Source organism: Antarctobacter sp., from assembly GCF_965277915.1.
GTDB lineage: Bacteria > Pseudomonadota > Alphaproteobacteria > Rhodobacterales > Rhodobacteraceae > Antarctobacter.
In genome coordinates, this window is sequence record NZ_OZ255849.1 from 128,181 (window position 1) to 153,934 (window position 25,754).

Here is a 25,754-nt window from a genome sequence, read left to right on the forward strand (position 1 = left end):
AAATGACCGATGTCACCACCAACAAGAAACAGGGGTCAGGCGGGCTGATCGCCTCGATCTTTGGCGAGGATGCCAATCTCGTTCAGATCCTGCTGGAAGGTCGCGCCTTCTTTGCCCTGATCGCGATCATCATCATCTTTTCGATCCTTTCGCCGAACTACGCGACGGTGTCGAACTTCCTGATCATGGCCAACCACGTTGCCATTTTCGGGCTGCTGTCCATCGGCATGATGCTGGTGATCTTGAACGGCGGGATCGACCTGTCGGTCGGCTCTGTCCTGGGCTTGACCGGGGTCTTCGCCGGTTTCCTGATGCAGGGCGTCGAACTGGAAGCCGCCGGGGTGATCCTGTACCCGCCGGTCTGGGCTGTCGTGGTCCTGACGCTGGGCCTGGGCGCCTTCGTCGGCGCGGTCAACGGCGTGCTGGTTGCCTATTTCCGGGTGCCGGCCTTCGTGGCGACGCTTGGTTCGCTCTACGTGGCGCGCGGTGTCGCGCTGCTGATGACCAACGGCCTGACGTTCAACAACCTGTCCGGCAACGAGAGCCTGGGCAATACCGGCTTTGACTGGCTTGGCTTCAACCGTATCGGCGGCGTGCCGATCGGGGTCATCATCCTGGCCGTGGTCGCGATTGCCGCCGGACTGCTGCTGTCGCGGACCGCCTTTGGCCGCTGGCTTTATTCCTCGGGCGGCAACGAACGTGCTGCCGAACTGTCCGGCGTGCCGGTCAAGAAGGTGCAGATCACCGTCTACGTCCTGTCGGGCATGTGCGCGGCGATCGCGGGGCTCGTCCTCAGTTCTCAGCTGACCTCTGCCGGGCCCACCGCGGGCACCACCTACGAATTGACGGCCATCGCGGCGGTCGTGGTGGGCGGAGCCAGCCTGATGGGTGGACGCGGCACCGTACGCGGCACGCTGCTGGGCGCCTTCGTCATCGGTTTCCTGTCGGACGGCCTCGTGATCATCGGCGTCTCGTCCTACTGGCAGACGGTCTTTACCGGCGCGGTCATCGTGCTCGCCGTGATGCTGAACTCCATCCAATACGGGGGCAAGGCCAAGAAAGGCTAGGCCCGCCCCACCCAAGTTTCGCGGTTTCTCGGGCAAGAGGAGACCCGACGCGAAGTCAAGCCGGACCCCGGCAACAACCAACCCAAGGGAGAGAATTCTCATGATCAAGTTCACCAAACGCGCCCTGCTGGCCGCCGCCGCGTCGCTGCCCCTGATGGCAGGCTCGGCCTGGGCCGAGGGCCTGATCTCCATCATCGTGACCGACCCGGCCAACCCCTACTGGTTCACCGAAGGTCAGGTCGCCAAGGAAACCGCCGAAGAGCTGGGCTACGAAGCCACCGTTGCCGCGCACAAGGGCGACACCAACGTCGAATCCAATCTGATCGACGCGGCCATCACCAATGGTGCCAAGGCGATCATCCTTGACCCGGCCAATGCGGACGGGTCCGTGGGCGTGGTGCGCAAGGCAACCGAGGCCGGTATCCCGGTCTTCCTGGTGAACGCCGAGATCAACGAGTCCGGCATCGCCATCGCGCAGCTGGTGTCGAACAACGCGCAGGGTGCAGCGCTGGGCGCCGTGGCATGGCAGGAGCTGGTCGGAGACGAGGCCAAATACGTCGAGTTCTTCGGCAACCCGGCCGACAACAACGCGGCCACACGCTCCAACGGGTACAATACCGTGCTGAGCCAGTATCCGGGCCTCGAGAAGGTCGCACAGGAAGTGGCCAACTGGGACCGGACCCAAGGCTATACCAAGATGCAGTCGATCATCCAGGCGAACCCGGTCATCGACGCCGTCATCTCGGGTAACGACGAAATGGCGCTGGGGGCTATCGTCGCGCTGAAGGAAGCCGGCAAGCTTGAAGGCACCATCGTCGGCGGTTTCGACGGTTCGCCCGATGCGGTCGAGGCGGTGCGCGCCGGCGAGATGGCCTATACCGTGTTGCAGCCGGTCGCCGTCTTCTCGCGCGAGGCCGTGATCCAGGCGGATTACTACATCAAGAACGGCGAACCGAAAGTGGCCCAGGAAAAGCAGCTGTTCGACTGCGCCCTGATCACGCCGGACAACGTCGACAAGTACACCGCGCCCTTCACTCTGTCCGAGTGATCCCGGCACGGATCCGACAAAGGGGAGGCGTGCCTTATGGCGCGCCTTTTCCTTTGCGGGGTTGCTAAACATTGGGCGCAGCGCAAGTCTGGCGCCAGTTGCCCGGCGCGGCGGTCGGGTGCGTATTGGGGGCCGCGGCCGTGTCACATTATCTTCGCTCTCTTCGGCCGGTTCAGCTGCGCCTCATCAGTGCGATTGCCAGTCATGGCAAACTGCGTCTTGCGGCGGATGTCTGCGGGATGACCACGCCCGCCGCCTCGCGGATGCTGGCCGACATGGAAGAGAACATCGGTTCGGTCCTGTTCGAACGGACACCCAAGGGGATGCGCGCTACGCCCGAGGGGACGGTGCTTGTGACCCATGCGCGCAAGCTGGTCCACGATATCGACCGGATGTCACAGGATTTCTCCGAGCACCTGGGCGGCATGGGAGGCTCGGTGCGGGTGGGGGCCGTGACAGGCGGGGCGCTTGCCGCCATGATCCCGGCGATCCTCGAGCTGAAGGCCGTGGCGCCGGGCATCGACGTGTCGCTTGATGTCTCATCGTCGTCGCAGTTGATGCGGGGGCTGGAACGCGGCGACTACGATTTCACGCTGAGCCGGGTCGGCCCGCACGATTACTCTCGCGACTTCGACATCCGGCCCGCCCATGACGAGGAAGTTCTCTTGATGGTCCGGCGCGGCCATCCGATGGCCGCCGTGGGGCAGGTATCGCTGGCGGATCTGTCCGACAGCCTCTGGACGATGCAGGACCGGGGCGCGCCGATCCGGCACGCCCTGGAAATCGCCTTTCACGAGGAAGGCACGGACCTGCCCGACAACCTGATCAAGACCGCCTCCGTGGTGGCCATCATGGCCCTGCTGCGCGATTCCGATGTCATCGCGGTGGTAACGCAGGAGGTGGCCGACCTGCTGCTGTCGCCGCCCTATTGCGCCGATCTGGTGCTTCTGGACACGATCAGGCCCATCCCGATCGAACCCTACCACATCCTCTGTCCACGGGATCGCCTGATGTCGGCGGCCGCCCGGCGGCTGCTTGGGCTTGTCGAGACGCGGTTGGGGAAGCAAGGAGATGACGGCAATCATGTTACCGGTTCTGTCAACGCGATAGGCCGAGATGTAAATTGATTGTAAACGAGCCGCGACCCTACTGTGCCCCCAACACGACATTCACACCTGGGAGGGGACATGAAGGGCCGCGCTTCGATACATCGGGATTTCAGCATCGCGCAGATCGATGACCGTCTTTATTCGGCGTTCATCGAGCACATGGGGCGGGCAATCTACAGCGGCATCTACGAACCCGATCACCCCACCGCAAACGCCGATGGGTTCCGCAGCGATGTGCTAGATCTCGTGCGTGCGTTGAAGATCCCGGCGATCCGTTATCCGGGCGGCAACTTCGTCTCAGCCTACAAGTGGGAGGACGGCGTCGGCCCGAAAGAGGATCGCCCGGTCCGGCTGGACCTGGCCTGGCGGTCCAAGGAAACCAACCAGGTGGGCATCAACGAATTTGCCCGCTGGGCAAGGGATGCCGAGATCGAGATGATGCTGGCCGTGAACCTCGGCACCCGCGGAATCGAAGAGGCGCGCAACTTCGTCGAATACTGCAACCACCCTTCCGGCACCTACTGGAGCGACCTGCGCCGCAGCCACGGCGTCGAAGACCCCTATGGCGTCAACATGTGGTGCCTGGGCAATGAAATGGACGGCCCCTGGCAGATCGGGCACATGGAGGCCAAGGAATACGGACGCCTGGCTGACGAGACATCGAAGGCGGTCAAGGCCTTCGGCAAGGGGATCGAGACGGTGGTCTGCGGCTCTTCGAACGACCAGATGCCGACCTACCCGGACTGGGAGCGGCAGGTGCTGGAAGAGTGTTACGAGAATGTCGACTACATCTCGTTGCATAAGTATTTCGGCAACAACAGCCGCAACAGCCTGAACTACTTTGCCAAGGTCGAGGAGACCGGGCGCTACATCCAGTCGATTGCCGGGGTGATCGACTACGTCAAGGCCAAGAAGCGGGCCAAGAACGACATCTACATCTGCTTCGATGAATGGAACGTCTGGTATCACAACCGCGAACAGGACAGTAAGAACTGGCACAGCTGGGACTGGCCAGAGGCGCCGGCGCTGCTGGAAGAGGATTACAACCTCGAGGACGCGATTTTTGTCGGCGGGTTGCTGAACGAGTTCATCCGCCGGTCCGACCGGGTCAAGATCGCCTGTATCGCGCAGCTTGTGAACGTGATCGCCCCGATCCGTACCGAACGCGGGGGCAAGGCCTGGGCGACCTCGATCTACTATCCCTACCAGTTTGCAAGCCTTTACGGTCGCGGCACGGCGCTGAATGTCGCCGTGGACTGCCCGCGTTACGACGAGGCGGTGGCGCAGGATGTGAACTACCTTGACGTGGCCGCGGTGCTGGCGCCGGACGGCAGATCGATCACGGTGTTCGCCATCAACCGAAGCCCGGACGAGGCGATGGAGCTTGATCTTGCGTTGCACGGTTTTGACGATCTCAAGCTGATCGACCACCAGGTGATGGGCGGCGACAGCAGCCTGGCGCGCGTCGCCAACACCTGCGCCGAGCCGAACAAGGTCACCCCGCGCAAGGGGGACAGGCTGGCCGTGGGCGAGGGAGGTCTCAAGGGCGAGCTGCCGGCCTTTTCCTACAGCATGATCCGGCTTTCGGTCGGCTGAGGCAGGGGTGCCCGGCCCGGGAGCAACGAAAGAGGGGGAGGCGCGATGAAGGACACAGGCGTTCATCTGAGAGGGATCGAGAAGAGCTTTGGTGCGATCGACGTGATCCGTGGCGTCGACATGGACATCCAGCGCGGTCAGTTCGCGGTCTTCGTCGGCCCGTCGGGATGCGGCAAGTCCACGCTGTTGCGGATGATCGCAGGTTTGGAAGAAACCAGCGGCGGCCAGATCGCCATCGGTGACCGTGACGTGACGCATGAGGATCCGGCGGATCGCGGCGTGGCGATGGTCTTTCAGTCCTATGCGCTGTATCCGCACCTTTCGGTCTATGAAAACATGGCATTCAGCCTGCGGCTGGCCAAGCGGCCCAAGGCCGAGGTGGATGAAAAGGTCCGCGAGGCCGCCGGTATCCTGCAACTCGTCGAACACTTGGACAAGAAGCCGGCGCAACTCTCTGGTGGCCAGCGTCAGCGGGTGGCCATCGGGCGGGCTATTGTGCGCGCGCCAGAGGTGTTCCTTTTCGACGAACCCCTGTCCAATCTGGATGCCGAATTGCGGGTGCAGATGCGCCTGGAACTGGCGCGGCTGCACAAGGCGCTGGGCGCGACGATGATCTACGTCACGCACGACCAGGTCGAGGCGATGACGCTGGCCGATACGATCTTTGTTCTCCAGGGCGGGCATGTGCAGCAGAGCGGCGCGCCACTGGACCTGTATGACGACCCGTCGAACCGCTTTGTTGCGGGTTTCATCGGGTCGCCGTCGATGAATTTCCTAGATGCGACGGTGTCGGGGCACAGGGACGACGGTGTGAGCGCGACGCTGACCGGCCAGCCGGACATCAGCTTTGACATACCGCTGGCCGACAAGCCCGCGCAGGGTGCGCGGATCGCGCTGGGGATGCGCCCCGAACACCTGCAGGTGACTGAGGGGCGGGGTCTTCGGGTCACGGTCGACGTGGCAGAGGAACTGGGCGGCGTGTCCTACCAGCACGGCACCCTGGAAGGTGGCGAGCCGGTGATCTTTCAGCAGACCGGCGCCCGGCACGGGATGCACGGAACGGTCCAGACGGTGACGCCCGAGATCGGGCGCATTTTCGTCTTCGACGGCAAAGGCGATCGCATTCGATGAGACAACGACAGTCAGGAGGAGGACTGAAATGACTATGAAGTTTGGCAAGCTGGCCGCGGCAACCGCGGTGGCGCTGGGACTCTCCGGTCCGGCCTGGGCCCAGGTCGAAGTCGAGTGGTGGGACTTTCTGGCCGGTGGGGATGGCGTGCGCATGAAGGCGCTGATCGACCAGTTCAACGCGGAACACCCCGATATCCAGATCAGCGGTACGACGCTGGAATGGGGTCTGCCCTTCTATACCAAGGTGCGCACCGCGGTTGCGGTTGGCCAGGGTCCCGATATCATGACCTACCACTTGTCGCGGTTGCCGCTGGCACTGGAAGAGGACGTGCTGTCCCCGATCAGCGATGCCGACCTCGAGACGGCGGGGCTGTCCAAAGACGATTTCTTCGAGGCGTCAATCACCGCCGCGTCGACCGATGACGGGCAGTTGATGGCCGTGCCATTCGACATTCACGCCGTCGTTGTTCACTACAACCGCACGGCGCTGGACGGCACCAAGTGGCTGGACGCTGACGGCAATCTGACGGGCATTTCCTCCATCGCGGAGATGACCGAACTGTTGACCTGGGCCAAGGAAGAGGGCTTTTCCGATCCGTTGAGCTTTCAGTCCGAAGGCGGTGGCGGCACCTGGCGCATGTTCTACACGCTGCTGCGCCAGCAGGGCGGCGAGATGCTGACCGATGGCGAGGTGCTGGCCGGTGACAACATGGACAAGGCCGTGACCGCGATCCAGACCCTTGCGGATTGGCGCGCCGAAGGGCTGATCCCCGAGCAGGCCGCCTACGAGGCGTCGGTGGCGTTGTTCTCGGGCGGGAAATCGGTGCTGCACATCAATGGTGTCTGGGAGGTTCCGACCTTCAAGGACTCGACCGACGATGGTTCGCTGGGCTTTGACTGGTTCGCCAACGAAGTGCCGCAGATGATGGGCATGCCGGCGACCTGGGCGGATTCCCACGCCTTCGCCATTCCCAACGACCCGGACATGACCGACGAAAAGCGCACCGCCGTGTTGACGGTCATCGGCTGGATGCAGGAGCATTCGCTGGCCTGGGCCGGTGCCGGCCATATCCCGGCCTACAAGCCCACCGTCGAAAGCGACGACTACGCGGCGCTGCAGCCCAATGCGACCTATGCTTCGCTGGCGGACAACGCGGCCTTTGATCCGCGGTCCAAGATCGCGGGGGTTGCTTCGCCGGTCTATGACGCAGTGGACAACCTGATCGCCCCGGCCGTGCACGGGTTCCTCAGCGCCGAGGATGCCGCCGAGCAGATGAAGGCACAGTTGCAGTCCCTGCTTGACTGAGACTGACAGCCGGGGACCTGCCATGCCGGTCCCCGGCCCCACATGGGAGGGGAAAGGGAGGCCCTGATGTCGATACCAAAGCGCCGACGCCGCGAACTGCGGGCGTCGTTCCTGATGACCGCGCCGTTCCTGTTCATCTTCATCGTTTTCTTTCTCTACCCCACCTTCAGCGTGATTGCGCTCAGCTTTACCGACGCGCCGCTGATCGGTGAGGGACAGTGGATCGGTGTGGACAACTACGCCAAGCTGCTGAACGACCGGCTGTTTTATACCTCGCTCTGGAACAACCTCTATTTCGTGCTGCTGACGGTCATCCCGACGACGGTGATCGCCCTGCTGATCGCGCTGGCCGTCAGCAAGCTGAAAGGGCGGATGCAGGCGCTGGTGCTGACGCTGTTTTTCCTGCCCTACGTCCTGCCGGTTTCTGTCGTGACTATGATCTGGACCTGGATGCTGGATTTCCAGTTCGGCATCCTGCAGCCGCTGATCGCGGCCATCACGGGCAAGCCCGTGCCGGTGTTCAAGAACCCCCACTGGGTGATGCCCATGATCGCCGTTGTCACGATCTGGTGGACCAACGGGTTCAACGTGCTGCTGCTGATTGCCGGTCTGCGCAATATTCCGCCCGACCTCTACGAGGCTGCGGCGCTGGATGGCGCGACCTCCTGGCAGCGCTTCTGGCGGGTGACCTGGCCGCTGCTCTGGCCGATCACCGCGCTGGTCCTGACACTGCAACTGATCCTGCAACTCAAGCTTTTTGACCAGGTGTACCTGCTGTCGAACGGTGGCCCCTTCAACCAGTCCTACGTCGTCCTGATGCAGATGTACCGAGAGGCGTTCCAGCTGAACAACGGTGGCTACGCCTCTGCCATCGCGATGGTGTTGTTCCTCTTCATCGTGATCGTCTCTGTCCTGCAGTTCCAACTCTTGCGCATCGGAGGCCGCAAATGACCGTCAAACGCGCCAGGGATCTTGCCTTTTCGGGCATTGTGCTGATCGCCGCCGCGATCTGGATCTTTCCGCTCTACTGGGCGCTGACCACGTCCCTTCGCAGCGAGAACCGGATCGTGTCGGATGCCGGTGTTCTCATCGACGAGCTGAACTTTTCCGCCTACCTGTCGGTGCTGTCCAATTCCAAGCTGCCGATCTGGTATCTCAACTCGGTGGGGACCTCTCTCATCATCACGATCATTGTTCTGGTGACAGGCATGATGTGCGCCTACGCGCTGTCGCAACTGCGGTTTCCCGGGCGAAAGATGCTGTATCTCGTGGTGGTGGCCAGCTTCATGGTGCCGGTCCCGGCGCTCTACGTGGCACAATTCGTGCTGATGAGCGATCTGGACCTGGTCAACACTTGGTGGGGGATCATCCTGCCGCAGCTGATCGTTCCGGTGGTGGTGATCGTCTACAAGCAGTTCTTTGACGCCATCCCGCGCGAGATGCGTGAGGCGGTGCTGCTGGATGGGGGTGGAGAGTTCACCCTGCTGTTCAAGCTCTACCTGCCGCTGAACTGGGGCATCACGGCGGCGTTGGCGATCATCACCTTCATCTCGGCCTGGAACAATTTTTTCTGGCCGTTCCTGATCGCCACCAGTGAAAACATGATGACGATCCCGGTCGGCATTACGCAGGTCAACGACAGCTTCGGGGTCGCCTATGCCCGCATGATGGCATTGGCCCTTCTGGCTGCGGCACCGGTCATCATCGGCTACCTGGTCTTTCAGAAACGCGTGACCGAAGCGGTGATGATTTCTGCCGGCGTCAAAGGCTAGGGTGCACTGGATCGGGCCGCGGGATGTCCCGCGGCCCGGCCTGTTTGCCGAACTGCAGCGATCAGAGTTCGTCGATCGGTGTTTCCATGATCTCGGGCCACTTGGCAAAGGCGCCGGAGATCACGGTGTCACGGTCTTCCAGGTACTTGTCGAAGATGGCCTTGTTCACAAAGAGGTACAGTTTTCCATCGACGATGTCGGCATAACGCACGTCACCGTCCAGCTTCTTGCCGGCGTAGACGCCAAAGGCGCAGAACCCGCCGAACTGGGGCAGCATGGCCGCCGGGTCTGCGTCGAAGGCGGCCTTGGATTCGGCATTGGCAAAATAGTAGTCGACGCCGTCGTGTTCCGAGGTGAATTCCGCGTCACCGATTTCCGGCGCGTCGGCCTTGAACATCGACACCGGGTCAAAGCCGTGCATGCCCAGCGGATGGCCGGTCAGCGTCAGCCCGTTCGAGACATTGTACTCGTCGGCGGCAAAGGCGGCCGAGGCCAGCGCGATCAAAGATGCAGAGATGGCGGCGGCAAAGGTCAGTTTGGTCATGGTCTTGGTCCTTGTCTTCAGGGAGTTTTCAGGGAGGAGAAGTGCTGCGCCGCTTACGCGCCGCGAGCGATGCGGGTCACAGCGTCGTCTGTCCACCAGACGCCGTTGGCAACCATTCGGAAATTGATGATGGCGGCGAGGTATCCGTCGCCCTCCGGCACCTTCGCGCCGGCGGTGGCATCCCGAACCACGGCAACCTCGTAGCCCAGCTCCAGCAGTTCGTAGAGATGCGCCTGGGTGCAGAGATTGGCCGACATGCCCGCCAGGATGACCTTGTCGATGCCGCGCTTGCGCAGCTGCAGGTTCAGATCGTTCTGCGCCGGGCTGTAGACCTTGTGCGGCGAACAGACGATGGTTTCGCCATCCTCGATGTATTTCTTGTACTGCGGCATCCAGTCGGCGCCCGAGCCGTCGAAGCCGTCAAGGTTCAGCGGCCCGGGACGGTCGAACATGCCGATGGCGTGCATGGTCTTTTCCAGCGTCCCCTCGAAGTGCCACTTGTGGTCATGCGGGTAGTAGTAGTGGGGCGAGATGAAGACCGGCATTCCCGCTGACTTGGCGGCGGCAAAGAGGCGTTCGATATTGTCGACGGTGCCCTGTTCGGTCACGCTTTCACCCACGACGCCCCAGGTCACGCCGTCCTCGGACAGGAAGTCGATCTGCGGATCCGTCACCACCAGCGCGGTGCGGCCCGGCGTGATGTCCATGTCGACCTGGGGCAGGCCGGGGTCGGCCGGATCCGCATACAGCGCGCGGGCCTCCGGCGTGGCGGCATGAGCGGCAGAGCCGGCAATGGCCGCGGCCCCGGTGGCCGCAGCGCCGGCCAAAAGGCGGCGGCGTGCCGTGTCCACCTGTTCGGGCGTGACGTTGCATCCGCAAATGTCGTGATCGTCGTGGTTCATGGTCTCTCTCCTTTGGGTCAGAGCGGGGTGGGACAGCGCGGTCGCGCTGCCAGGGCCGCGAAAGTGGGGACGCCGCATGGCGGTGCCAGTCGCGGCCTTTGGCGTGCCGCGTTTGTCCGTGTGTCTTTCGCTGTCCTTGGGGACCGGGCTGCCAGGTGGGGCGGCCCGGGAATGGGGTCAGTCCACCGCGGGCGGCAGGATGCAGGTGCAGACCGGCGGCGGCGTCAAGGCCTGGGGGCCGGGCAGCGGGGCAAGGTCGGGCAGGTCCTCGGGAAAGGCGCCCTCGGCGCGCCAGTCGACCTCGTCGGTTGTTCGCGGGAGGCGGACCAGGAGTCGCGGTCCTCCTTCGGGTGTGCTGCCGGCATAGGCCGGGGCGGACATCATGATGAGCGTGGCCAGCCCGCCGGTGGCCAGGGCGCCGGCCAAGGCCGCGATCAAGAGCGAGGTCATCTCGCGGATGCCACGCATCCTGGGCGAGCCTTGCGGAGCATGTATGACGGTTACGCGGCAAAGGCGTTGTGCGTCGGGACCCGGGCGGGCCGGTGCGGATGTCAGTTCCATGTCTTGGGCCTTTCGTGTTCGCGTTGCCCGGGGCGCTGGCCCCGAATTTCGATTACGAGGGTCGGCGCCTCATCTTGTTGATGAAATGAGATTAAACCGCCCCGGCCCTGACAGTATCGGCCCCGCCTGCCAGCCTTTGGACAGTCCCTGCCATGACCGCGCCCTGGGGTAGGCGCGGCACGTCGCAGGCGCGGTTACGGTACTGCGCCGGGGCCTGCCCAACCCAGCGTTTGAAGGCACGGCCAAAGGCGCTCTGCTCGGCAAAGCCGGTGAGAAATGCGACCTCGGCAATACTACAGTCGCTGTGTTCCAGCAGATCGCGCGCAAGTTTGACCTGAACCTCGCGGACCACGTCGCGATAGGTGGTGCCTTCGTCCGAAAGGCGGCGAAAGAAGGTCCGTTCGCTCATCCCCATATCCCGCGCGAGGCAGGCCGCGCGCGGGACCCCGGTGCTGAGCGCGGTGGACAGGCGGCGGCACAGGTCCGCCCGCAGTGGCGGCTCCGTTTCTTGGGGGGCTAGTTCCTGGTCCAGGTGCCGCGTCATGAACTCCGACAGAGCCTCGTCTCCGAGACGGTTGGGCAGGTCGAGGGAGCGTAATGACAGGGCGATGGAATCGCGGTCGGCGCCAAAGAGGACAGGGCAGCCGAAATGTGCCTCGTAGCGTGCCGGATCGCCGGAACAGCTGTGCCGGAAGGTGACGAACTCCAGCTGTAGCTCGTCGCGCACGAAATCCCGCGCGTTGCGGGCAAACCCGGCAAGCGCGCATTCGTTTCGCAGGGTGAGGGCCGGGTGATCCGGCGTCCTTCCTTCGAGCATCAGCCGCGCCGGCGAAAGGCTGGTGTCCAGCAGGTAGACAGCGGTGTCCGTCAGCAGGCGAAAATAGCGTTCCAGCCGCACCAGCGAGGCGCGCAGGGTTGGCGCGGTCTTGAGCGCGAGCCCCAGAACACCAAGGTCATCCATCCGGATTGCATCGGCATAGGCCGCCATCAGGCTGACGCGGTCGGGATGACGCCGCGCAATCCAGCAGATGAGATCGAAAAAGCTCTGGTCGTCCAATTGCCCGTCCACGAGAGGGGCCACCCTGTGAACCTGGACACCGCCGGAGAGGATGTCCCCCTTCGGGGTCAGGGTCAGTTTGGCGGCCTTGGTGAGGGCGTGGACAAAGGCTGCGGTGACGGTGGGCATGGCAGGCTCCAATTCTTTGCAGGGAAATGAAAACCGCCCCCGGGGATGATCCGGGGGCGGTGTCGGGGCAGGGTCAGGGACTGGTGGAACGCTGTTGTTCCAGTTCGGCGATGCGCTCGCGCAAGCGGCGGATTTCCTCGCCGTATTCGGCATCGGTGCGGCGGACCGGAATGTGCTGCGGGCAATTCCAGTCGAAGGCGGCCACGTGGACAACGATGGCGCGTTCGGCGGGCGGCGCATCCGGACCATTCAGATGGGCAATCACCGACGGATCCTCGGTGATCCGGGCATTTCCCAGCAGCTTGAGCCGCTTGCGCCGCGCAAAATCCACCGCGAGGATCGAGATGCGGTCATTCCTGCGCAGGTTTCCGGTGCTGATGTACTGCTTGTTCCCGCTGTAATCCGCATAGGCGACGGTCTGCGGGTCGATCACCTTGAGAAACCCGGGTGTGCCGCCGCGAAACTGGACATAGGGCCAGCCTGTCTCGGACACCGTGGCCTGGAACATGCCGTCGCGGGCCTGGATGAAGGCGGCTTCGCGTTCGGTCAGTTCGGCACCATCGTTGCGGTCGGGGGAGAGGACGCGCGCGTAGATCTCGTCCGAGCCGTGCTGATGCTGTTCCGCACGCACGGTGGGCGTAAAGGCGATCCGGGCATAGGCATTGGCCATGGTCTTTCTCCTTATAGCCCCAGGTCGGTCAGGCCGGGGTGATCCTGCGGGCGCGGGCCTTGCGGCCAGTGCATCAGGCGCTCATCTTCCCGAATTGGCAGATCGTTGATCGAGGCGACGCGGCGCTGCATCCGGCCATCGGGCGCGAACTCCCAGTTTTCGTTGCCGTAGGCTCGGAACCACGCGCCGCTGTCGTCGCGGTATTCATAGGCAAAGCGCACGGCGATGCGGTTGCCATCATGGGCCCAAAGCTCCTTGATCAGGCGGTAGTCATGTTCGCGCGCCCATTTGCGCGACAGAAAGTCGACGATGCGGTCACGGCCCTCGAAACGCTCGGCGCGGTTGCGCCATTGGCTGTCGGCCGTATAGGCCAGCGCCACTTTTTCGGGCTGGCGCGTGTTCCATGCATCTTCGGCCAGGCGGACCTTTTGCGCGGCGGTTTCGCTGCTGAATGGGGGGATCGGGGGTCGGGTCATCTTTGGTTCCTCGGGGAAAGGTGGGCACCCCGGCGGGGGACAAGGGACAGGGAATGTGCCGGGGCGCCCTGGGGGGACCTGCGGGATCAGGCAGCGTCAGAGTTTACGACCGGAAAGTCGATCGGGGTTCCGAAGGCCTCGTTGAGGTAGTTGGTCAGCGTGTTGAGCGCGACATGGGCGACGATCTCGACGATCTGCGCGTCGCTGTAGCCGGCGAGTTTGACGGCAGAGACCTCGGCCTCGGTCACGTTGCCGCGCGCCTTGACCAGCGACACGGCAAAGCGGACGGCGGCATCGGCCTTGGGGTCCGTCGAACCGCCCCGGCGGTTGGCCACGATCTCGGCGTCGTCGAGCTTGGCCATGTTCTTGCCGATGAAGGCATGGGCCGACAGGCAGTAGTCGCAGCCATTCACCTGCGCGACGGCCAAAGCGATGCGTTCGCGGGTGGCAGCGGGCAGGTCCCCCTTGGACAGGGCGCCGCTCAGTTCGAGGTAGCCGCCCAAGGCTGCGGGGCTGTTGGCCGTCAGCCGAAAGAGGTTGGGTGCCGAACCAAGCGAGGCCTTGACCGCCTCGAGCAGTGGGCGCGAGGCGGCGGGGGCGTCTTCGATGGTGGCCGGAAGGGGGATACGGGTCATGGGATCTCTCTTGGTGTGGTTTCAGTGAACGCGTTTGAACGTCACTTATAAAACAGACAGGTCTGTATATTTGTCAAACCCCTATCACCAAGCTGTGAAAAATGTCTCCAGCGCTTTCACATTGAAATAGGTTTCAAAAAGCAGGATAAATAGACAGAACTGTCTGATAACTGGAGAGAACGATTTGAAGTCGCGCCGTGATGATCTTGTCGATACTGCCCTGAATCTTTTCTATGTCCACGGCTTCAACGCGACCGGCATCGACCGCATCCTGAGCGAATCAGGTGTGGCGAAGATGACCCTCTACAAGCACTTCCGCTCGAAGGACGAATTGATCCTCGCCGCCCTGCAGCTGCGCGACGAACGGTTTCGCAACTGGCTCATGGCCGAGATGGAGAAGTCGTCGACCGATCCCGAAGAGCGGCTGATGGCGATGTTTCCCGCACTGGAAACATGGTTCTTGGGCAAGGCGTTCAAGGGGATCGGTTTCTACGGGTGTGCCTTCATAAACGCGGCGGGTGAGTTCGGGGACCAAGCCCATCCGGCGCATCGTCTGGCGGCGGAGCACAAGCGTCGAATCGTCGACTACCTCGTCGAACTCTGCCGTGACGCGGGGTTGCCCGATCCGGAAGGCCTAGCCGAGCAGCTTGCCCTTCTCAAGGAAGGGGCCATCGCCACGGCGCATGTCCGGAACATGCCCGAGGCGGCCCGCACCGCCGAAAAGATGGCGCGCGTTCTGATCGAAAGCGCCAAGGCAAGGCGCGGCAATCCGGCAGAATGAGCGCCGCCTCTGGACTTTTTCATCGAAATTCAGGATCGAGAGGGCTGTTTACGATAGGAAAACGGTATCATGCTCGACAAGTTGGAAATGTTCATCGCCTTGGCCCGTGAAGGCCATTTCGGGCGGGCCGCGGAGCGCATGAACATCGCGCAACCCACCTTGTCGGCGGGGATCAAGCAGCTTGAAGAGCAGCTTGGCGTCCAGCTGGTGTATCGGGGCTCGCGATTCGGGGGGCTGACCCCCGAAGGCCAGACCGCGCTGACATGGGCCAAGCGGATCACCGGCGATGCCCGTCAGTTGCGGGACGAAATGCGGATGAGCCGGACGGGCCTTGCTGGTGAAGTGCGGCTTGCCGTGATCCCCACGGCCCAGTCCTGGGCCGGACACCTCTGCACGGTCTTCGCGGCCCGTCACCCGAATGTCCGGTTCCGGATCCTGTCCCGCAACTCGCGCGAGATCCTGCAATTGCTGGACGATTTCGAGGCGGACGCCGGGATTTCCTATCTCGACAACGAGCCCCTTGGCCGTGTCGATACGGCCGAATTGTACGAAGAAAGCTACATGCTTGTCTGCGCGACATCTTCTCATTTCGCCGGGCGGGATTGCGTCGACTGGTCGGCCCTCAGCGGCGTGCAACTGGCCCTTTTGACGCCCGACATGCAGAACAGGCGGATCATCAATCGCCTGTTCACCAAGAACGGCGTCAGGCCCAGCACCTGCATCGAAACGAACTCGGTCATCGCCCTGGTGGCCAGCGTGATCCAAGGGCAATGCGTGACCGTTCTGCCCGGAGATCTCGCGCGGTTCCTTGCGGCTGGCAAGGACATTTCACTGGTCTCGCTGCAAGGGGCGGGACGCTATCACAAGGTCGGATTGATCCTGCCTCACAGGGATCCGCGCACACCGGTTCTGGACGCGCTATTGAAAGAGGCGCGCAAGCTGCCGCCAGTTTGATCGGAAATTTCTATCGACTGACGGAACAGCGTTATTGAAGGTCCCCCCTCCGAACGTGCCAGTTGGCGCCAATTCAGGAGGATCGCCATATGCCTGCCAGCGCCGATTTCGACGCAGCCGAGCTGAAACTCATCATCGCCGCGCATCAGTCCCTCGAAGGGCCGCTGCTGCCGCTGCTGCATGCCATCCAGGACAGCTTTGGTCACATACCGGCCAAGGCGCACGCGCAGATCTGTGATGCGCTGAACATCACCCGGGCCGAGTTGCACGGGGTCATCAGCTTCTACCATGACTTCCGCGAAGCTCCGGCAGGCCGACATGTGCTGAAGATCTGCCGTGCCGAGGCCTGCCAGTCCGTCGGCGGCAGCGAACTGGCCGAAGGCCTGCTGTCGAAACTCGGACTGGACTGGCACGGGACCACCCCGAACGGCGCGGTCACGATCGAGCCGGTCTACTGCCTTGGCCTCTGCGCCTGTGCACCTGCGGCAATGGTGGATGACCGTGTCGTTGGCCGCATCGACGCAGCCAGGCTGGACAGATTGCTGGCGGAGGCGGGCGCATGAAGATCTACGTTCCAATGGACAGCGCCGCCAAGGCGCTAGGGGCCGAGGACGTGGTTACCGCCCTGCGCGCGGCAGACCCGAAAGCTGAAATCATCCGTACCGGCACGCGCGGGATGATCTGGCTCGAACCGCTGGTCGAGGTCGAGATCGACGGGGTGCGTCACGGGTTCGGCCCGGCGGAGCCCGGCGATGTGGCGGGCATTCTCGACGGAACCAGCGCCAAGGCACTTGGTCCGGTCGAAGAACTAGACTGGATGAAGCGCCAGACCCGCCTCACCTTTGCCCGCGTCGGCGTGATCGACCCGTTGTCGCTGGACGACTACCAGGCACATGGCGGGCTGAAGGGGTTGCGCATCGCGCTCGACCTGTCGGCCCAGCAGGTTGTTGACGAGGTAAAAACCTCCGGCCTGCGCGGCCGTGGCGGGGCCGGTTTCCCGACCGGCATCAAGTGGCAGACCGTGCATGACGCGGAAGCGCCGCAGAAATACATCGTCTGCAATGCTGACGAGGGTGACAGCGGCACCTTTGCCGATCGCATGATCATGGAGGGCGACCCCTTTACCCTGATCGAGGGCATGGCCATCGCCGGGCTGGGTGTTGGCGCGACCAAGGGCTATGTTTACCTGCGTTCGGAATATCCGGATGCCATCGCCGTCATGACCCGTGCGGTGGAACTGGCCCGCGCTGCCGGCGTGCTGGGCCACGACATTCTGGGGTCTGGCCGCGCCTTCGACATGGAGATCCGCAAGGGGGCGGGCGCCTATGTCTGCGGCGAGGAAACTTCCTTGCTCAATTCGCTTGAAGGCAAGCGCGGCGTGGTGCGGGCCAAGCCGCCCTTGCCGGCGCTGGAGGGCTTCCTGGGCCGTCCGACGGTGGTGAACAACGTCATCAGCCTGGCGACCGTGCCGGTGATTTTCGAGAAGGGCGCGCAACACTATGCGGATTTCGGCCTTGGCCGGTCACGCGGTACCGTGACCTTGCAGATCGCGGGCAACGTGGCGCGTGGCGGGCTTTTCGAAACCGCCTTTGGCATATCCTTGGGCGAGGTGGTCAATGACCTGGGGGGCGGTACGGCCTCTGGCCGCCCGGTCAAGGCGGTGCAGGTGGGCGGCCCCTTGGGCGCCTATATGCCCGTATCGAAATTCGACACGCCACTTGGCTACGAGGAATTCGATCAGGCGGGCGGATTGATCGGCCACGCGGGCTTGACTGTTTTCGACGACGGCACCGACATGCTGGGCATGGCGCGCTTCGCAATGGAGTTCTGCGCCGTGGAAAGCTGTGGCAAGTGCACGCCCTGCCGGATCGGCGCCGTGCGCGGTGTCGAGACGCTGGACCGGATTGCCGAGGGCGACGCCGCCGCGCTGCCCCTGCTGACGGACCTCTGCGAGACGATGACGGACGGGTCGCTTTGCGCGCTCGGGGGCTTCACGCCGTTCCCGGTCATGTCTGCCGTCACTCATTTCCCCGACGATTTCGCCTGCCAGAAGGAGGCCGCCGAATGAAGGATTTCATCCTGCCGACCGACGACCGTGACATGGGCACCCCCGCCCGCCAGGGCGCGCCCGTCACCCTGACCATCGATGGGTTCGAAGTCACCGTTCCCGAGGGCACCAGCGTCATGCGCGCCGCCGCCGAGATTGGCATTTCGGTGCCCAAGCTCTGCGCCTCGGACAACCTCGAGGCGTTCGGATCCTGCCGTCTATGTGCGGTGGAAATCGAAGGCCGACGCGGCACGCCCGCATCCTGCACGACGCCGGTGGCGCCGGGCATGATCGTGGACACGCAGTCGCAAAAGGTGCGCAAGATCCGCAAGGGCGTGATGGAACTCTATATCTCGGATCACCCACTGGACTGCCTGACCTGTTCGGCCAACGGCGATTGCGAGTTGCAGGACATGGCAGGGGCCGTCGGCCTGCGCGACGTGCGCTACAAGGCGCCGGAACAGGGCGGGCTGGCCAACCATTTCGCGGCCCGCAACACCTCTGGCGAGGTCAACCCCGAGTGGCTGCCCAAGGACGACAGCAACCCCTATTTCACCTACGATCCCGCCAAGTGCATCGTCTGCAACCGCTGCGTCCGCGCCTGCGAAGAGGTCCAGGGTACCTTTGCGCTGACGATCTCGGGGCGCGGGTTCGACAGCCGCGTGTCGGCAGGGGGCGCCGATGACGATTTCCTGGGGTCGGATTGCGTGTCCTGCGGCGCCTGCGTGCAGGCCTGCCCCACCGCGACCCTGCAGGAAAAATCCGTGATCGAGATGGGCACGCCGGACCGGTCTGTCGTGACCACCTGCGCCTATTGCGGCGTCGGCTGTTCCTTCAAGGCGGAAATGCAGGGCGATGAACTGGTCCGCATGGTGCCCTACAAGCACGGCAAGGCGAACCGGGGGCACAGCTGCGTCAAGGGCCGATTTGCCTATGGCTATGCCAACCACAAGGACCGGATCCTGAACCCGATGATCCGCGACTCGATCGACGAGCCCTGGCGCGAGGTCAGCTGGGACGAGGCTTTGGGCTTTGCCGCGGGCCGCTTGCGCGGCCTTCAGCAAAAGCACGGCAAAAAGAGCATCGGTGTCATCACTTCCAGCCGCTGCACCAACGAGGAAACCTACCTGGTGCAGAAACTGACCCGGGCGGTCTTTGGCAACAACAACACCGACACCTGCGCCCGCGTCTGCCATTCGCCGACCGGCTATGGCCTTGGCCAGACCTTTGGCACATCCGCCGGCACGCAGGATTTCGACAGTGTCGAGCAGACAGACGTGGTCATCGTCATCGGGGCCAATCCCACCGATGGCCACCCGGTCTTTGCCAGCCGTCTGAAAAAGCGCCTGCGGGCCGGGGCCAAGCTGATCGTGATCGACCCGCGCCGCATCGACCTGGTGAAATCCGCCCATATCGAGGCCGCGCATCACCTGGCGCTGAAGCCCGGCACCAACGTTGCCGTGGTCACCGCGCTGGCGCATGTGATCGTGACCGAGGGCCTGATGGACGAGACGTTCATCCGCACCCGCTGTGACTGGGACGAATTCCAGGTCTATGCCGAGTTCGTCAGAGATCCGCGTCACTCGCCCGAGGCGACCGCCCTGCTGACCGGCGTCAACGCGCAGGAACTGCGGGCCGCCGCGCGAGCCTTTGCCAAGGGCGGCAATGGTTCGATCTACTACGGCCTTGGCGTGACCGAGCACAGCCAGGGGTCGACCACCGTCATGGGGATCGCCAATCTTGCCATGCTGACCGGCAACGTCGGGCGTCCCGGCGTGGGCGTGAACCCGCTGCGGGGCCAGAACAACGTGCAAGGGTCCTGTGACATGGGGTCCTTCCCGCATGAACTGCCGGGGTATCGCCATGTGAAAGGCGCGGAGGTGCGCGACATCTTCGAGACCGCCTGGGGTGTCGAGATCGACCCGGAACCGGGCCTGCGTATCCCGAACATGCTGGACGCCGCGGTCGAAGGCACCTTCAAGGGGCTTTATTGTCAGGGTGAGGACATCCTGCAATCGGATCCGGACACAAAGCACGTTGCCGCGGGTCTTGCGGCGATGGAGTGCGTCATCGTGCATGACCTCTTCCTGAACGAGACCGCGAACTACGCCCATGTCTTCCTGCCCGGGTCGACCTTCCTGGAAAAGGACGGCACCTTCACCAATGCCGAGCGTCGCATCAACCGGGTGCGCCGCGTCATGGCACCCAGGAACGGCTATGCCGACTGGGAGGTGACGCAACTGCTGGCCAATGCGATGGGGGCGGGCTGGTCCTATACCCATCCCAGCCAGATCATGGAGGAAATCGCCGCCACCACGCCCTCTTTCGCCGGGGTGGACTATGCCCTGCTGGAGGAACAGGGATCGGTGCAATGGCCCTGCAACGAGGCGCATCCCGAAGGCACGCCGCTGATGCATGTCGATGAGTTCGTGCGCGGCAAGGGACGGTTCATCGTCACCGAATACGTCGCCACCGACGAAAAGACCGGCCCGCGTTTCCCGCTCTTGCTGACCACCGGGCGCATCCTGTCGCAGTACAACGTGGGCGCGCAGACCCGGCGCACGGAGAACGTGGTCTGGCATGAGGCCGACGTGCTGGAAATCCATCCCCATGATGCCGAGAACCGCGGCCTCAACGATGGCGACTGGGTGCGGCTGGCCTCGCGGTCGGGTGAAACGACATTGAGGGCACAGGTCACGGATCGGGTCAGCCCCGGCGTGGTCTACACCACCTTCCACCACCCGGATACGCAGGCCAACGTCATCACCACCGACTATTCCGACTGGGCCACGAACTGCCCGGAATACAAGGTGACGGCGGTGCAGGTCGCGCCATCGAACGGGCCGACCGACTGGCAAGAGGACTACGCCGCACAGGCCGAACGGTCGCGTCGTATCCTTCCGGCGGCGGAATGAGTGCGCGCGCCGCAACCGTCAGCGCCTCGGGCCGGTCGCACCAGTCCGAGGGCACGTTGGCGATCCATCGCACCCTGCCCGAAGAGGTGCCGGTGGCACTGGTCTTCAATGGCACCACGCAGGCGGTCATGATGGCCAGTCCCGCCGACCTGGCGGATTTCGCCCTTGGCTTTGCCCTGACAGAGGGCATCGTCACCGACCCGTCGCAGGTAGAGGATTTCCAACTCGTCGAACACGCGCAGGGCATCGAGGCGCGCTTTCTGCTGGACGACGGTCGAGCCCGCGCGCTGTCCGAGCGCCGGCGCTACTTGGCGGGGCCGGTGGGCTGCGGGCTGTGCGGGATCGACAGCCTGGAGCAGGCGCTGCGCCGTGTGCCTCGGGTGACCTCGGACCTGCGGCTGGAGGTATCCGATGTCGCCCGCGCCACGGACGCGCTTCGGCGCCATCAGCGCCTGCACGACATGACCCGCGCCACCCATGCGGCGGGCTTCATGACCTCGGGGCGCGGCGTCTTCATGGCGCGCGAGGATGTGGGCCGGCACAACGCGCTGGACAAGCTCATCGGCGCGCTGGCGCATGAGGGGGTCGACGCTACCCAAGGGGCCGCCGTCATGACATCGCGTCTGTCGATCGAACTGGTCCAGAAATGCGCGCTGGCGGGTATCCCGGTCCTTGTGGCCGTGTCCGCCCCTACCGGGGCCGCCGTACGCCTGGCGCAGGAGGCGGGAATAACCCTGGCCGCCTTTGCCCGGGGCGGCGGTTTCGACATCTATTCCCATCAGCACCGTATCATAGACGAGACACCACATGTCGCCTGACAAGATGATCCGCATGGCGAACCAGATCGCCACCTTCTTCAAGACCCAGCCCAACGAAGATGTCCCCGCGCGGGTCGCGGCGCATATATCGGACTTCTGGGAGCCGCGGATGCGCGACCAGTTGCGCAGTCACGTTGCGCAAGGGGGCGACGGGCTGGACGAGGTGGTGGTCCGGGCCGCGGCGCAGATATGAGCCTGCTCCGGGGTGCGCGGGCCTCGATGGAACAGACCACTGAGCCCGGACCCGGGATCGGATCTTGTCGGCCGTGACAGCGGCCGCTGCGTCTGTCTGGCCCGCGCTCAGCGGCGCTGGAACAGGATCACCACCAGTGCCAGCAGCGACGAACCCAGCATCAGAAGCAGCGACACCGCGTTCAGCAGCGGCGTTGACCCCTCTTTCAGACGGTCGAACATGGCGATGGTCAGCGGCGCGTCAGAGCCGACCAGCATCAGCGTGGTGTTGAAGTTCTCGAAGCTCATCAGGAAGGCAACGACCACCGCACCGATCATCGCCGGCATCAGGAAGGGAATGGTGATCGTGCGCACCGCGGTCAATCGCGTGGCGCCCAGGTTCAGCGCCGCCTCTTCCAGCGTGCGGTCGAATTTCTGCAGGCGGGCGGTGATCACCAGCGTGGCGATCGTCGTGATGAAGGAAAACTGGCCAAGGATCACCAACAGCAAACCGGGCCGCAGCGCCTGAATGTCCATCTGCGCCAGGTCCCAGATCCCGTTCGCCAGGGTCGATGAAAAGACCAGGATGGAAATGCCCAGCACGATGCCCGGAATGACCAGAGGCAGCAGCATCAGGACATAGAGCAGCCCCTTTCCCCGGAATTCGTACCGGTTGAACAGGAAGGCATTCGTTGTGCCGACACAGACCGACAAAAGCGCGACGCACATGGCCACAAAGGCAGAGGTTCCCACGGCGCGCAGGATGCCACGCTCTTGGAACACGCCGATCTGCGGACGCTCGTCGCCAAAGAACCAGTTCCAGGTGAACCCTTCCCAAGGGAGGGAGGGAAACTGGCTGTCGTTGAAGGCAAAGACCGCGACGACGGTCAACGGCAAAGCGAGGTAGAGGAAGAACAGCAGCACGTAGCTGCCGTAGATCAGGCGAAAGCTGCGGGATTGGGGGATGGTGGGGATCATCGGCTTATCCCATCGTTTCCTGAAGGGTGCGGCCGGTCAGGCGCAGCATTCCCCAGACGATCACCGACGACAGCACCAGCAGCATGAAGCCGAAGGCCGCGCCCAGCTCCCAGTTCGAGCGCACGATGAACTGGTTGTAGATCATCTCGGTGAACCACAGGCTGTCCTTGCCGCCCAGCATCGTTGGCGTCAGGTAGTTGCCCAGAGACAGCATGAAGACGACGATGCAGCCCGAGACGATGCCCGGCATGGCATGTGGAATGATGATCTCGCGCAGAACCGACAGGCCGCTGCCGCCAAGGTCATAGCCGGCCTCGATCACGCTGTCGTCCAGGCTTTCCAGTGTCGTGACCAGCGGCACGACCATGAACAGCATCGAGGTATAGACAAGGCCCACCATCATGGCGGCGTCGTTATACAGCATCTCGACCGGCTGATCGGCCAGACCTGCCCACTGCAGCAGGTTCGACACCAGCCCGGTTTCGCGCAGCAGGATCATCCAGCCAAAGGTGCGCACCAGTTCCGAGACGTAGAAGGGAATGAGGCACAGCATGAACAGCACCTGCTGCAGGCGCCCCTTGGCCATCTTGGCAATGTAGTAGGAGACCGGAAAGGCGATCACCAGCGTGATGGCCGTGGCCAGGACCGACATCACCGCCGTCCGCCAGAAGGTGCGCAGGTACAGCGGTTCCGTCAGGGCTTTCTCGTACTGGGCAAGGCTGGTTTCGTAGACGCCAAAGCTGATGCGCTCGCGGATCGAGATGAGAAACATGTCGATATGCGGAATGATGATCAGCAGGCCCAGCCACAGCACCAGTGGCGTCAGCAGCAGGATGAATCCGATCCGGGTATGCGCGCGCATCAGGCGGCCCCCTTGAAACAGGTCGCCTGGGCCGCGCCCCACCCGATGTGCACGGCATCCCCCCGTTTCAGCGTCGCGAATTCGCCGGACTGCGGCAGGGTGACTTCCAGTGTCTCGCCTGCGTCGTCCTGCACCAACACGCGCGAGGCGGCACCGTTGAACAGGATGCTTGTCACCTTGCCCTGCAACTGGTTGTCGAAACCGGAAAGCGCCTCGGCGCTGGCGGCCAGGCGGATGGATTCCGGGCGGACAAAGATTTCCGCCGTGTCGCCTGCGGCCAGTGGAGACGCGGCTGTTGCCCGCATGGCCAGCCCGCTGTCGGTGCGCATCTGCAGGGCCTCGCCCTCGACACGGTCGATGCGGCCTTTCCAGCGGTTCGATTCCCCGATGAACCCGGCGACAAAAGGCGTGTCGGGGCGATAGTACAAATCCTGCCCGGTGCCGACCTGCTCGAACCGTCCGGCATTCATGACGGCGATCTGGTCGGACATGACCAGCGCCTCTGACTGGTCGTGGGTGATGTAGACAAATGTGGTGTCAAAAGCGGCCTGAAGCGCCTTGAGCTCGACCTTCATGTGTTCGCGCAGCTTCAGGTCCAGCGCGCCCAGCGGTTCGTCCAGCAGCAAAACGTCCGGTTCCAGCACCATGCAGCGCGCAATGGCGACGCGCTGTTTCTGACCGCCCGAAAGCTCATCGACCTTGCGTCCGCCGATCCCCGGCAGGCCGATGCGCTCCAGCGCCTCGTCCACCTTGCGGGCGATCTGGTCCTTGGGCATCTTCTGGCGCCGCAGCCCGTAGCCGATATTCTCGGCGATGGTCATCATCGGGAACAGGGCCAGATGCTGGAACACCATGTTCACGGGCCGCTTGTTCGGTGGCGTGTCCAGAACCGATTTCCCCTTGATCCGGATATCCCCGGAGGTGGGATCGAGAAACCCGGCGATCATCCGCATGATCGTCGTCTTGCCGCAGCCCGACGGCCCCAGGATCGAAAAGAAACTGCCCGGCGGCACGGAAAACGACACGTTGTCGACGGCGGTTGTTTCACCGAACCGTTTGACGAGGTCGGCGCATTCGAGATCAGGGGTCATGCGGGAAGTCCGTTCATATGGCGGCACCCGGAGGACCGGATGCCGCCCGTGTCAGATCAGTTGGCGGCCTGGACGCGGTCCAGAACCTCGCCTTCGATGGCTTCGAGACCGGCGGGCACCGGCGGATACCACTTGATGTTATCGATGGCTTCCTGCGGGAAGCTGTTCTGGTACTTGGCCTTCAGACCGTCCTCAACGTATTCGTCGGCCCCGGCGGAGGCGGTAAAGTTGCCCGCTGCCGCGGTGATCATGGCCGCGATTTCCGGCTGCATGACAAAGTTGATCCATTCATAGGCCACATCGTCTGCCTGGCCTTTGGCGGGCAGGACAAAAGTGTCGATCCAGCCCAGTGCACCCGAGGCAGGGGCGACGAAGGTGATGTCGGCGTTGTCGTCGTTCAGCTTCCAGCCGCCGGTGTCCCAGGCCATCGAGGCGGTGACTTCGCCCGAACGGACAAGGTTCATCAGCTCGTCGCCGCCACCCCAGTAGGTTTTGACGTTGGCTTTGCACTCGGTCAGCTTGGTTTCGACCTTGCCCATGATCTCCTTGTACTTTTCCTCGTCGCCGTAGGCGGCGAAGGGATCTTCGCCCATGGCGAAGGCAAAGCCGATCAGCGTCGGACGCTTCAGGCGGTAGGTCACCTTGCCCGCCACGGCCGGATCGCAGAGGTCGGTGTAATCCTTGACGGTGTCACCCGCCTCGGCGGTGTTCAGCACCAGGCCGGAGGTCCCCCAGACATGGGGCACGCCGTAGACGTCGCCGTTCACGGTGGTGTTGGCCATGGTGGCCGTCAGCATGGACGGGATGAACAGCGACTCGTCGATCTTCGACATGTCGATCGGCTTGTAGATGCCGAATTCCATCTGCGGGCCCATGACGCGGTCCTGGCTGGGCTGGACCAGGTCGAAACCGCCGCCGCCGGTGGCGCGCAGTTTGGCGATCATTTCCTCGTTGTTGGACTTGGTCACCTCGACGGTGTGTCCGGTCTTCTGCTCGAACAGCTCGATGACCTCGTCGGGGGCGTAGCCGCCCCAGGTCAACAGGCGCAGCGTGTCGGCGGAGGCGGTGGTGGCCAGCCCGGCGATCAGCGTGGTGGTCAAAAGGATGGTTCTGGACATGGGTCTCTCCTCTGTC

Annotated in this window: 26 protein-coding genes; 15 read left to right on the forward strand and 11 right to left on the reverse strand. The window is 63.6% G+C overall.

Annotation, left to right across the window (positions count from 1 at the left end):
* Positions 1-2: 2 nt before the first annotated feature.
* From ACQY5B_RS01560 to ACQY5B_RS01595, 8 genes are all read left to right on the forward strand, one after another.
* A complete protein-coding gene (locus ACQY5B_RS01560) occupies positions 3-1,067 on the forward strand; it encodes an ABC transporter permease (protein WP_305967752.1) in 1,065 nt (354 codons plus the stop codon).
* A gap of 100 nt (positions 1,068-1,167) precedes the next feature.
* A complete protein-coding gene (locus ACQY5B_RS01565; RefSeq protein ID WP_420326703.1) occupies positions 1,168-2,115 on the forward strand; it encodes a D-ribose ABC transporter substrate-binding protein in 948 nt (315 codons plus the stop codon).
* A 140-nt stretch (positions 2,116-2,255) separates the two neighbouring features.
* Positions 2,256-3,242 (forward strand): LysR family transcriptional regulator, encoded by a 987-nt coding sequence (locus ACQY5B_RS01570; RefSeq protein WP_420326702.1) that lies wholly within the window; start codon positions 2,256-2,258, stop codon positions 3,240-3,242.
* A gap of 60 nt (positions 3,243-3,302) precedes the next feature.
* Positions 3,303-4,820: an arabinosylfuranosidase ArfA gene (gene arfA, locus ACQY5B_RS01575; RefSeq protein WP_420326700.1), complete on the forward strand. Its 1,518-nt coding sequence runs from the start codon at positions 3,303-3,305 to the stop codon at positions 4,818-4,820.
* Positions 4,821-4,865: 45 nt separating this feature from the next.
* Positions 4,866-5,951: an ABC transporter ATP-binding protein gene (locus tag ACQY5B_RS01580; RefSeq protein ID WP_305967756.1), complete on the forward strand. Its 1,086-nt coding sequence runs from the start codon at positions 4,866-4,868 to the stop codon at positions 5,949-5,951.
* A gap of 28 nt (positions 5,952-5,979) precedes the next feature.
* Entirely contained in the window at positions 5,980-7,257 is a 1,278-nt protein-coding gene (locus ACQY5B_RS01585; RefSeq protein WP_305967757.1) for an extracellular solute-binding protein, read from the forward strand.
* A gap of 66 nt (positions 7,258-7,323) precedes the next feature.
* Positions 7,324-8,208, forward strand: coding sequence for a carbohydrate ABC transporter permease (locus ACQY5B_RS01590; RefSeq protein ID WP_305967758.1), 885 nt, complete (start codon positions 7,324-7,326; stop codon positions 8,206-8,208).
* On the forward strand, positions 8,205-9,029 hold the full coding sequence (locus ACQY5B_RS01595) for a carbohydrate ABC transporter permease (RefSeq protein WP_305967759.1): 825 nt from the start codon (positions 8,205-8,207) through the stop codon (positions 9,027-9,029). Before ACQY5B_RS01590 ends, ACQY5B_RS01595 begins: the two co-directional genes overlap by 4 nt.
* A gap of 61 nt (positions 9,030-9,090) precedes the next feature.
* Here the strand turns inward: ACQY5B_RS01595 and ACQY5B_RS01600 are convergent, their stop codons facing one another.
* The 7 genes from ACQY5B_RS01600 to ACQY5B_RS01630 all read right to left on the reverse strand — a co-directional run bounded on the left by ACQY5B_RS01600 (position 9,091) and on the right by ACQY5B_RS01630 (position 14,003).
* Positions 9,091-9,573 carry a YHS domain-containing (seleno)protein gene (locus tag ACQY5B_RS01600; RefSeq protein ID WP_420326698.1) on the reverse strand — a complete coding sequence of 161 codons (483 nt, stop codon included), beginning with the start codon at positions 9,571-9,573 and terminating at the stop codon, positions 9,091-9,093.
* A gap of 53 nt (positions 9,574-9,626) precedes the next feature.
* Entirely contained in the window at positions 9,627-10,475 is an 849-nt protein-coding gene (locus ACQY5B_RS01605) for a cysteine hydrolase family protein (RefSeq protein WP_420326697.1), read from the reverse strand.
* Positions 10,476-10,652: 177 nt separating this feature from the next.
* The gene (locus ACQY5B_RS01610; RefSeq protein WP_305967762.1) at positions 10,653-10,943 is read right to left on the reverse strand and encodes a hypothetical protein; all 291 of its coding nucleotides are present in this window, start codon (positions 10,941-10,943) and stop codon (positions 10,653-10,655) included.
* A 184-nt stretch (positions 10,944-11,127) separates the two neighbouring features.
* Positions 11,128-12,222, reverse strand: a complete 1,095-nt coding sequence (locus ACQY5B_RS01615; protein WP_420326694.1) for an AraC family transcriptional regulator — start codon at positions 12,220-12,222, stop codon at positions 11,128-11,130.
* 73 nt (positions 12,223-12,295) lie between these two features.
* Complete coding sequence (locus tag ACQY5B_RS01620) at positions 12,296-12,892, reverse strand: pyridoxamine 5'-phosphate oxidase family protein (protein WP_420326693.1); 597 nt, start codon at positions 12,890-12,892, stop codon at positions 12,296-12,298.
* An 11-nt stretch (positions 12,893-12,903) separates the two neighbouring features.
* Positions 12,904-13,368, reverse strand: a complete 465-nt coding sequence (locus tag ACQY5B_RS01625; protein WP_420326692.1) for a nuclear transport factor 2 family protein — start codon at positions 13,366-13,368, stop codon at positions 12,904-12,906.
* 86 nt (positions 13,369-13,454) lie between these two features.
* Positions 13,455-14,003 (reverse strand): carboxymuconolactone decarboxylase family protein, encoded by a 549-nt coding sequence (locus ACQY5B_RS01630; protein ID WP_420326691.1) that lies wholly within the window; start codon positions 14,001-14,003, stop codon positions 13,455-13,457.
* A 184-nt stretch (positions 14,004-14,187) separates the two neighbouring features.
* On the opposite strand from ACQY5B_RS01630, the gene ACQY5B_RS01635 reads away from it, so the two are divergent.
* The 7 genes from ACQY5B_RS01635 to ACQY5B_RS01665 all read left to right on the forward strand — a co-directional run bounded on the left by ACQY5B_RS01635 (position 14,188) and on the right by ACQY5B_RS01665 (position 21,711).
* On the forward strand, positions 14,188-14,784 hold the full coding sequence (locus ACQY5B_RS01635) for a TetR/AcrR family transcriptional regulator (RefSeq protein WP_420326690.1): 597 nt from the start codon (positions 14,188-14,190) through the stop codon (positions 14,782-14,784).
* Positions 14,785-14,853: 69 nt separating this feature from the next.
* Positions 14,854-15,738 carry a LysR family transcriptional regulator gene (locus tag ACQY5B_RS01640; protein WP_420326689.1) on the forward strand — a complete coding sequence of 295 codons (885 nt, stop codon included), beginning with the start codon at positions 14,854-14,856 and terminating at the stop codon, positions 15,736-15,738.
* An 89-nt stretch (positions 15,739-15,827) separates the two neighbouring features.
* On the forward strand, positions 15,828-16,301 hold the full coding sequence (locus ACQY5B_RS01645) for a formate dehydrogenase subunit gamma (RefSeq protein ID WP_420326687.1): 474 nt from the start codon (positions 15,828-15,830) through the stop codon (positions 16,299-16,301).
* Positions 16,298-17,806 (forward strand): formate dehydrogenase beta subunit, encoded by a 1,509-nt coding sequence (locus ACQY5B_RS01650; protein ID WP_420326685.1) that lies wholly within the window; start codon positions 16,298-16,300, stop codon positions 17,804-17,806. The genes ACQY5B_RS01645 and ACQY5B_RS01650 overlap by 4 nt, the downstream gene beginning before the upstream one ends.
* Positions 17,803-20,700: a formate dehydrogenase subunit alpha gene (fdhF, locus tag ACQY5B_RS01655; RefSeq protein WP_420326683.1), complete on the forward strand. Its 2,898-nt coding sequence runs from the start codon at positions 17,803-17,805 to the stop codon at positions 20,698-20,700. Before ACQY5B_RS01650 ends, fdhF begins: the two co-directional genes overlap by 4 nt.
* Positions 20,697-21,518, forward strand: a complete 822-nt coding sequence (gene fdhD / locus ACQY5B_RS01660) for a formate dehydrogenase accessory sulfurtransferase FdhD (protein ID WP_420326681.1) — start codon at positions 20,697-20,699, stop codon at positions 21,516-21,518. The genes fdhF and fdhD overlap by 4 nt, the downstream gene beginning before the upstream one ends.
* Positions 21,508-21,711 carry a formate dehydrogenase subunit delta gene (locus tag ACQY5B_RS01665; RefSeq protein ID WP_420326679.1) on the forward strand — a complete coding sequence of 68 codons (204 nt, stop codon included), beginning with the start codon at positions 21,508-21,510 and terminating at the stop codon, positions 21,709-21,711. The genes fdhD and ACQY5B_RS01665 overlap by 11 nt, the downstream gene beginning before the upstream one ends.
* A gap of 107 nt (positions 21,712-21,818) precedes the next feature.
* Here the strand turns inward: ACQY5B_RS01665 and ACQY5B_RS01670 are convergent, their stop codons facing one another.
* From ACQY5B_RS01670 to ACQY5B_RS01685, 4 genes are read right to left on the reverse strand one after another with little or no spacing between them, the layout of a single operon-like run.
* Positions 21,819-22,667, reverse strand: a complete 849-nt coding sequence (locus tag ACQY5B_RS01670) for an ABC transporter permease (RefSeq protein ID WP_420326677.1) — start codon at positions 22,665-22,667, stop codon at positions 21,819-21,821.
* 4 nt (positions 22,668-22,671) lie between these two features.
* Entirely contained in the window at positions 22,672-23,529 is an 858-nt protein-coding gene (locus ACQY5B_RS01675) for an ABC transporter permease (protein ID WP_088714327.1), read from the reverse strand.
* Positions 23,529-24,620, reverse strand: a complete 1,092-nt coding sequence (locus tag ACQY5B_RS01680) for an ABC transporter ATP-binding protein (RefSeq protein ID WP_305967775.1) — start codon at positions 24,618-24,620, stop codon at positions 23,529-23,531. The genes ACQY5B_RS01675 and ACQY5B_RS01680 overlap by 1 nt, the downstream gene beginning before the upstream one ends.
* A 56-nt stretch (positions 24,621-24,676) precedes the next feature.
* The gene (locus ACQY5B_RS01685) at positions 24,677-25,738 is read right to left on the reverse strand and encodes an extracellular solute-binding protein (RefSeq protein ID WP_305967776.1); all 1,062 of its coding nucleotides are present in this window, start codon (positions 25,736-25,738) and stop codon (positions 24,677-24,679) included.
* Between the last annotated feature and the right edge of the window lie 16 nt (positions 25,739-25,754).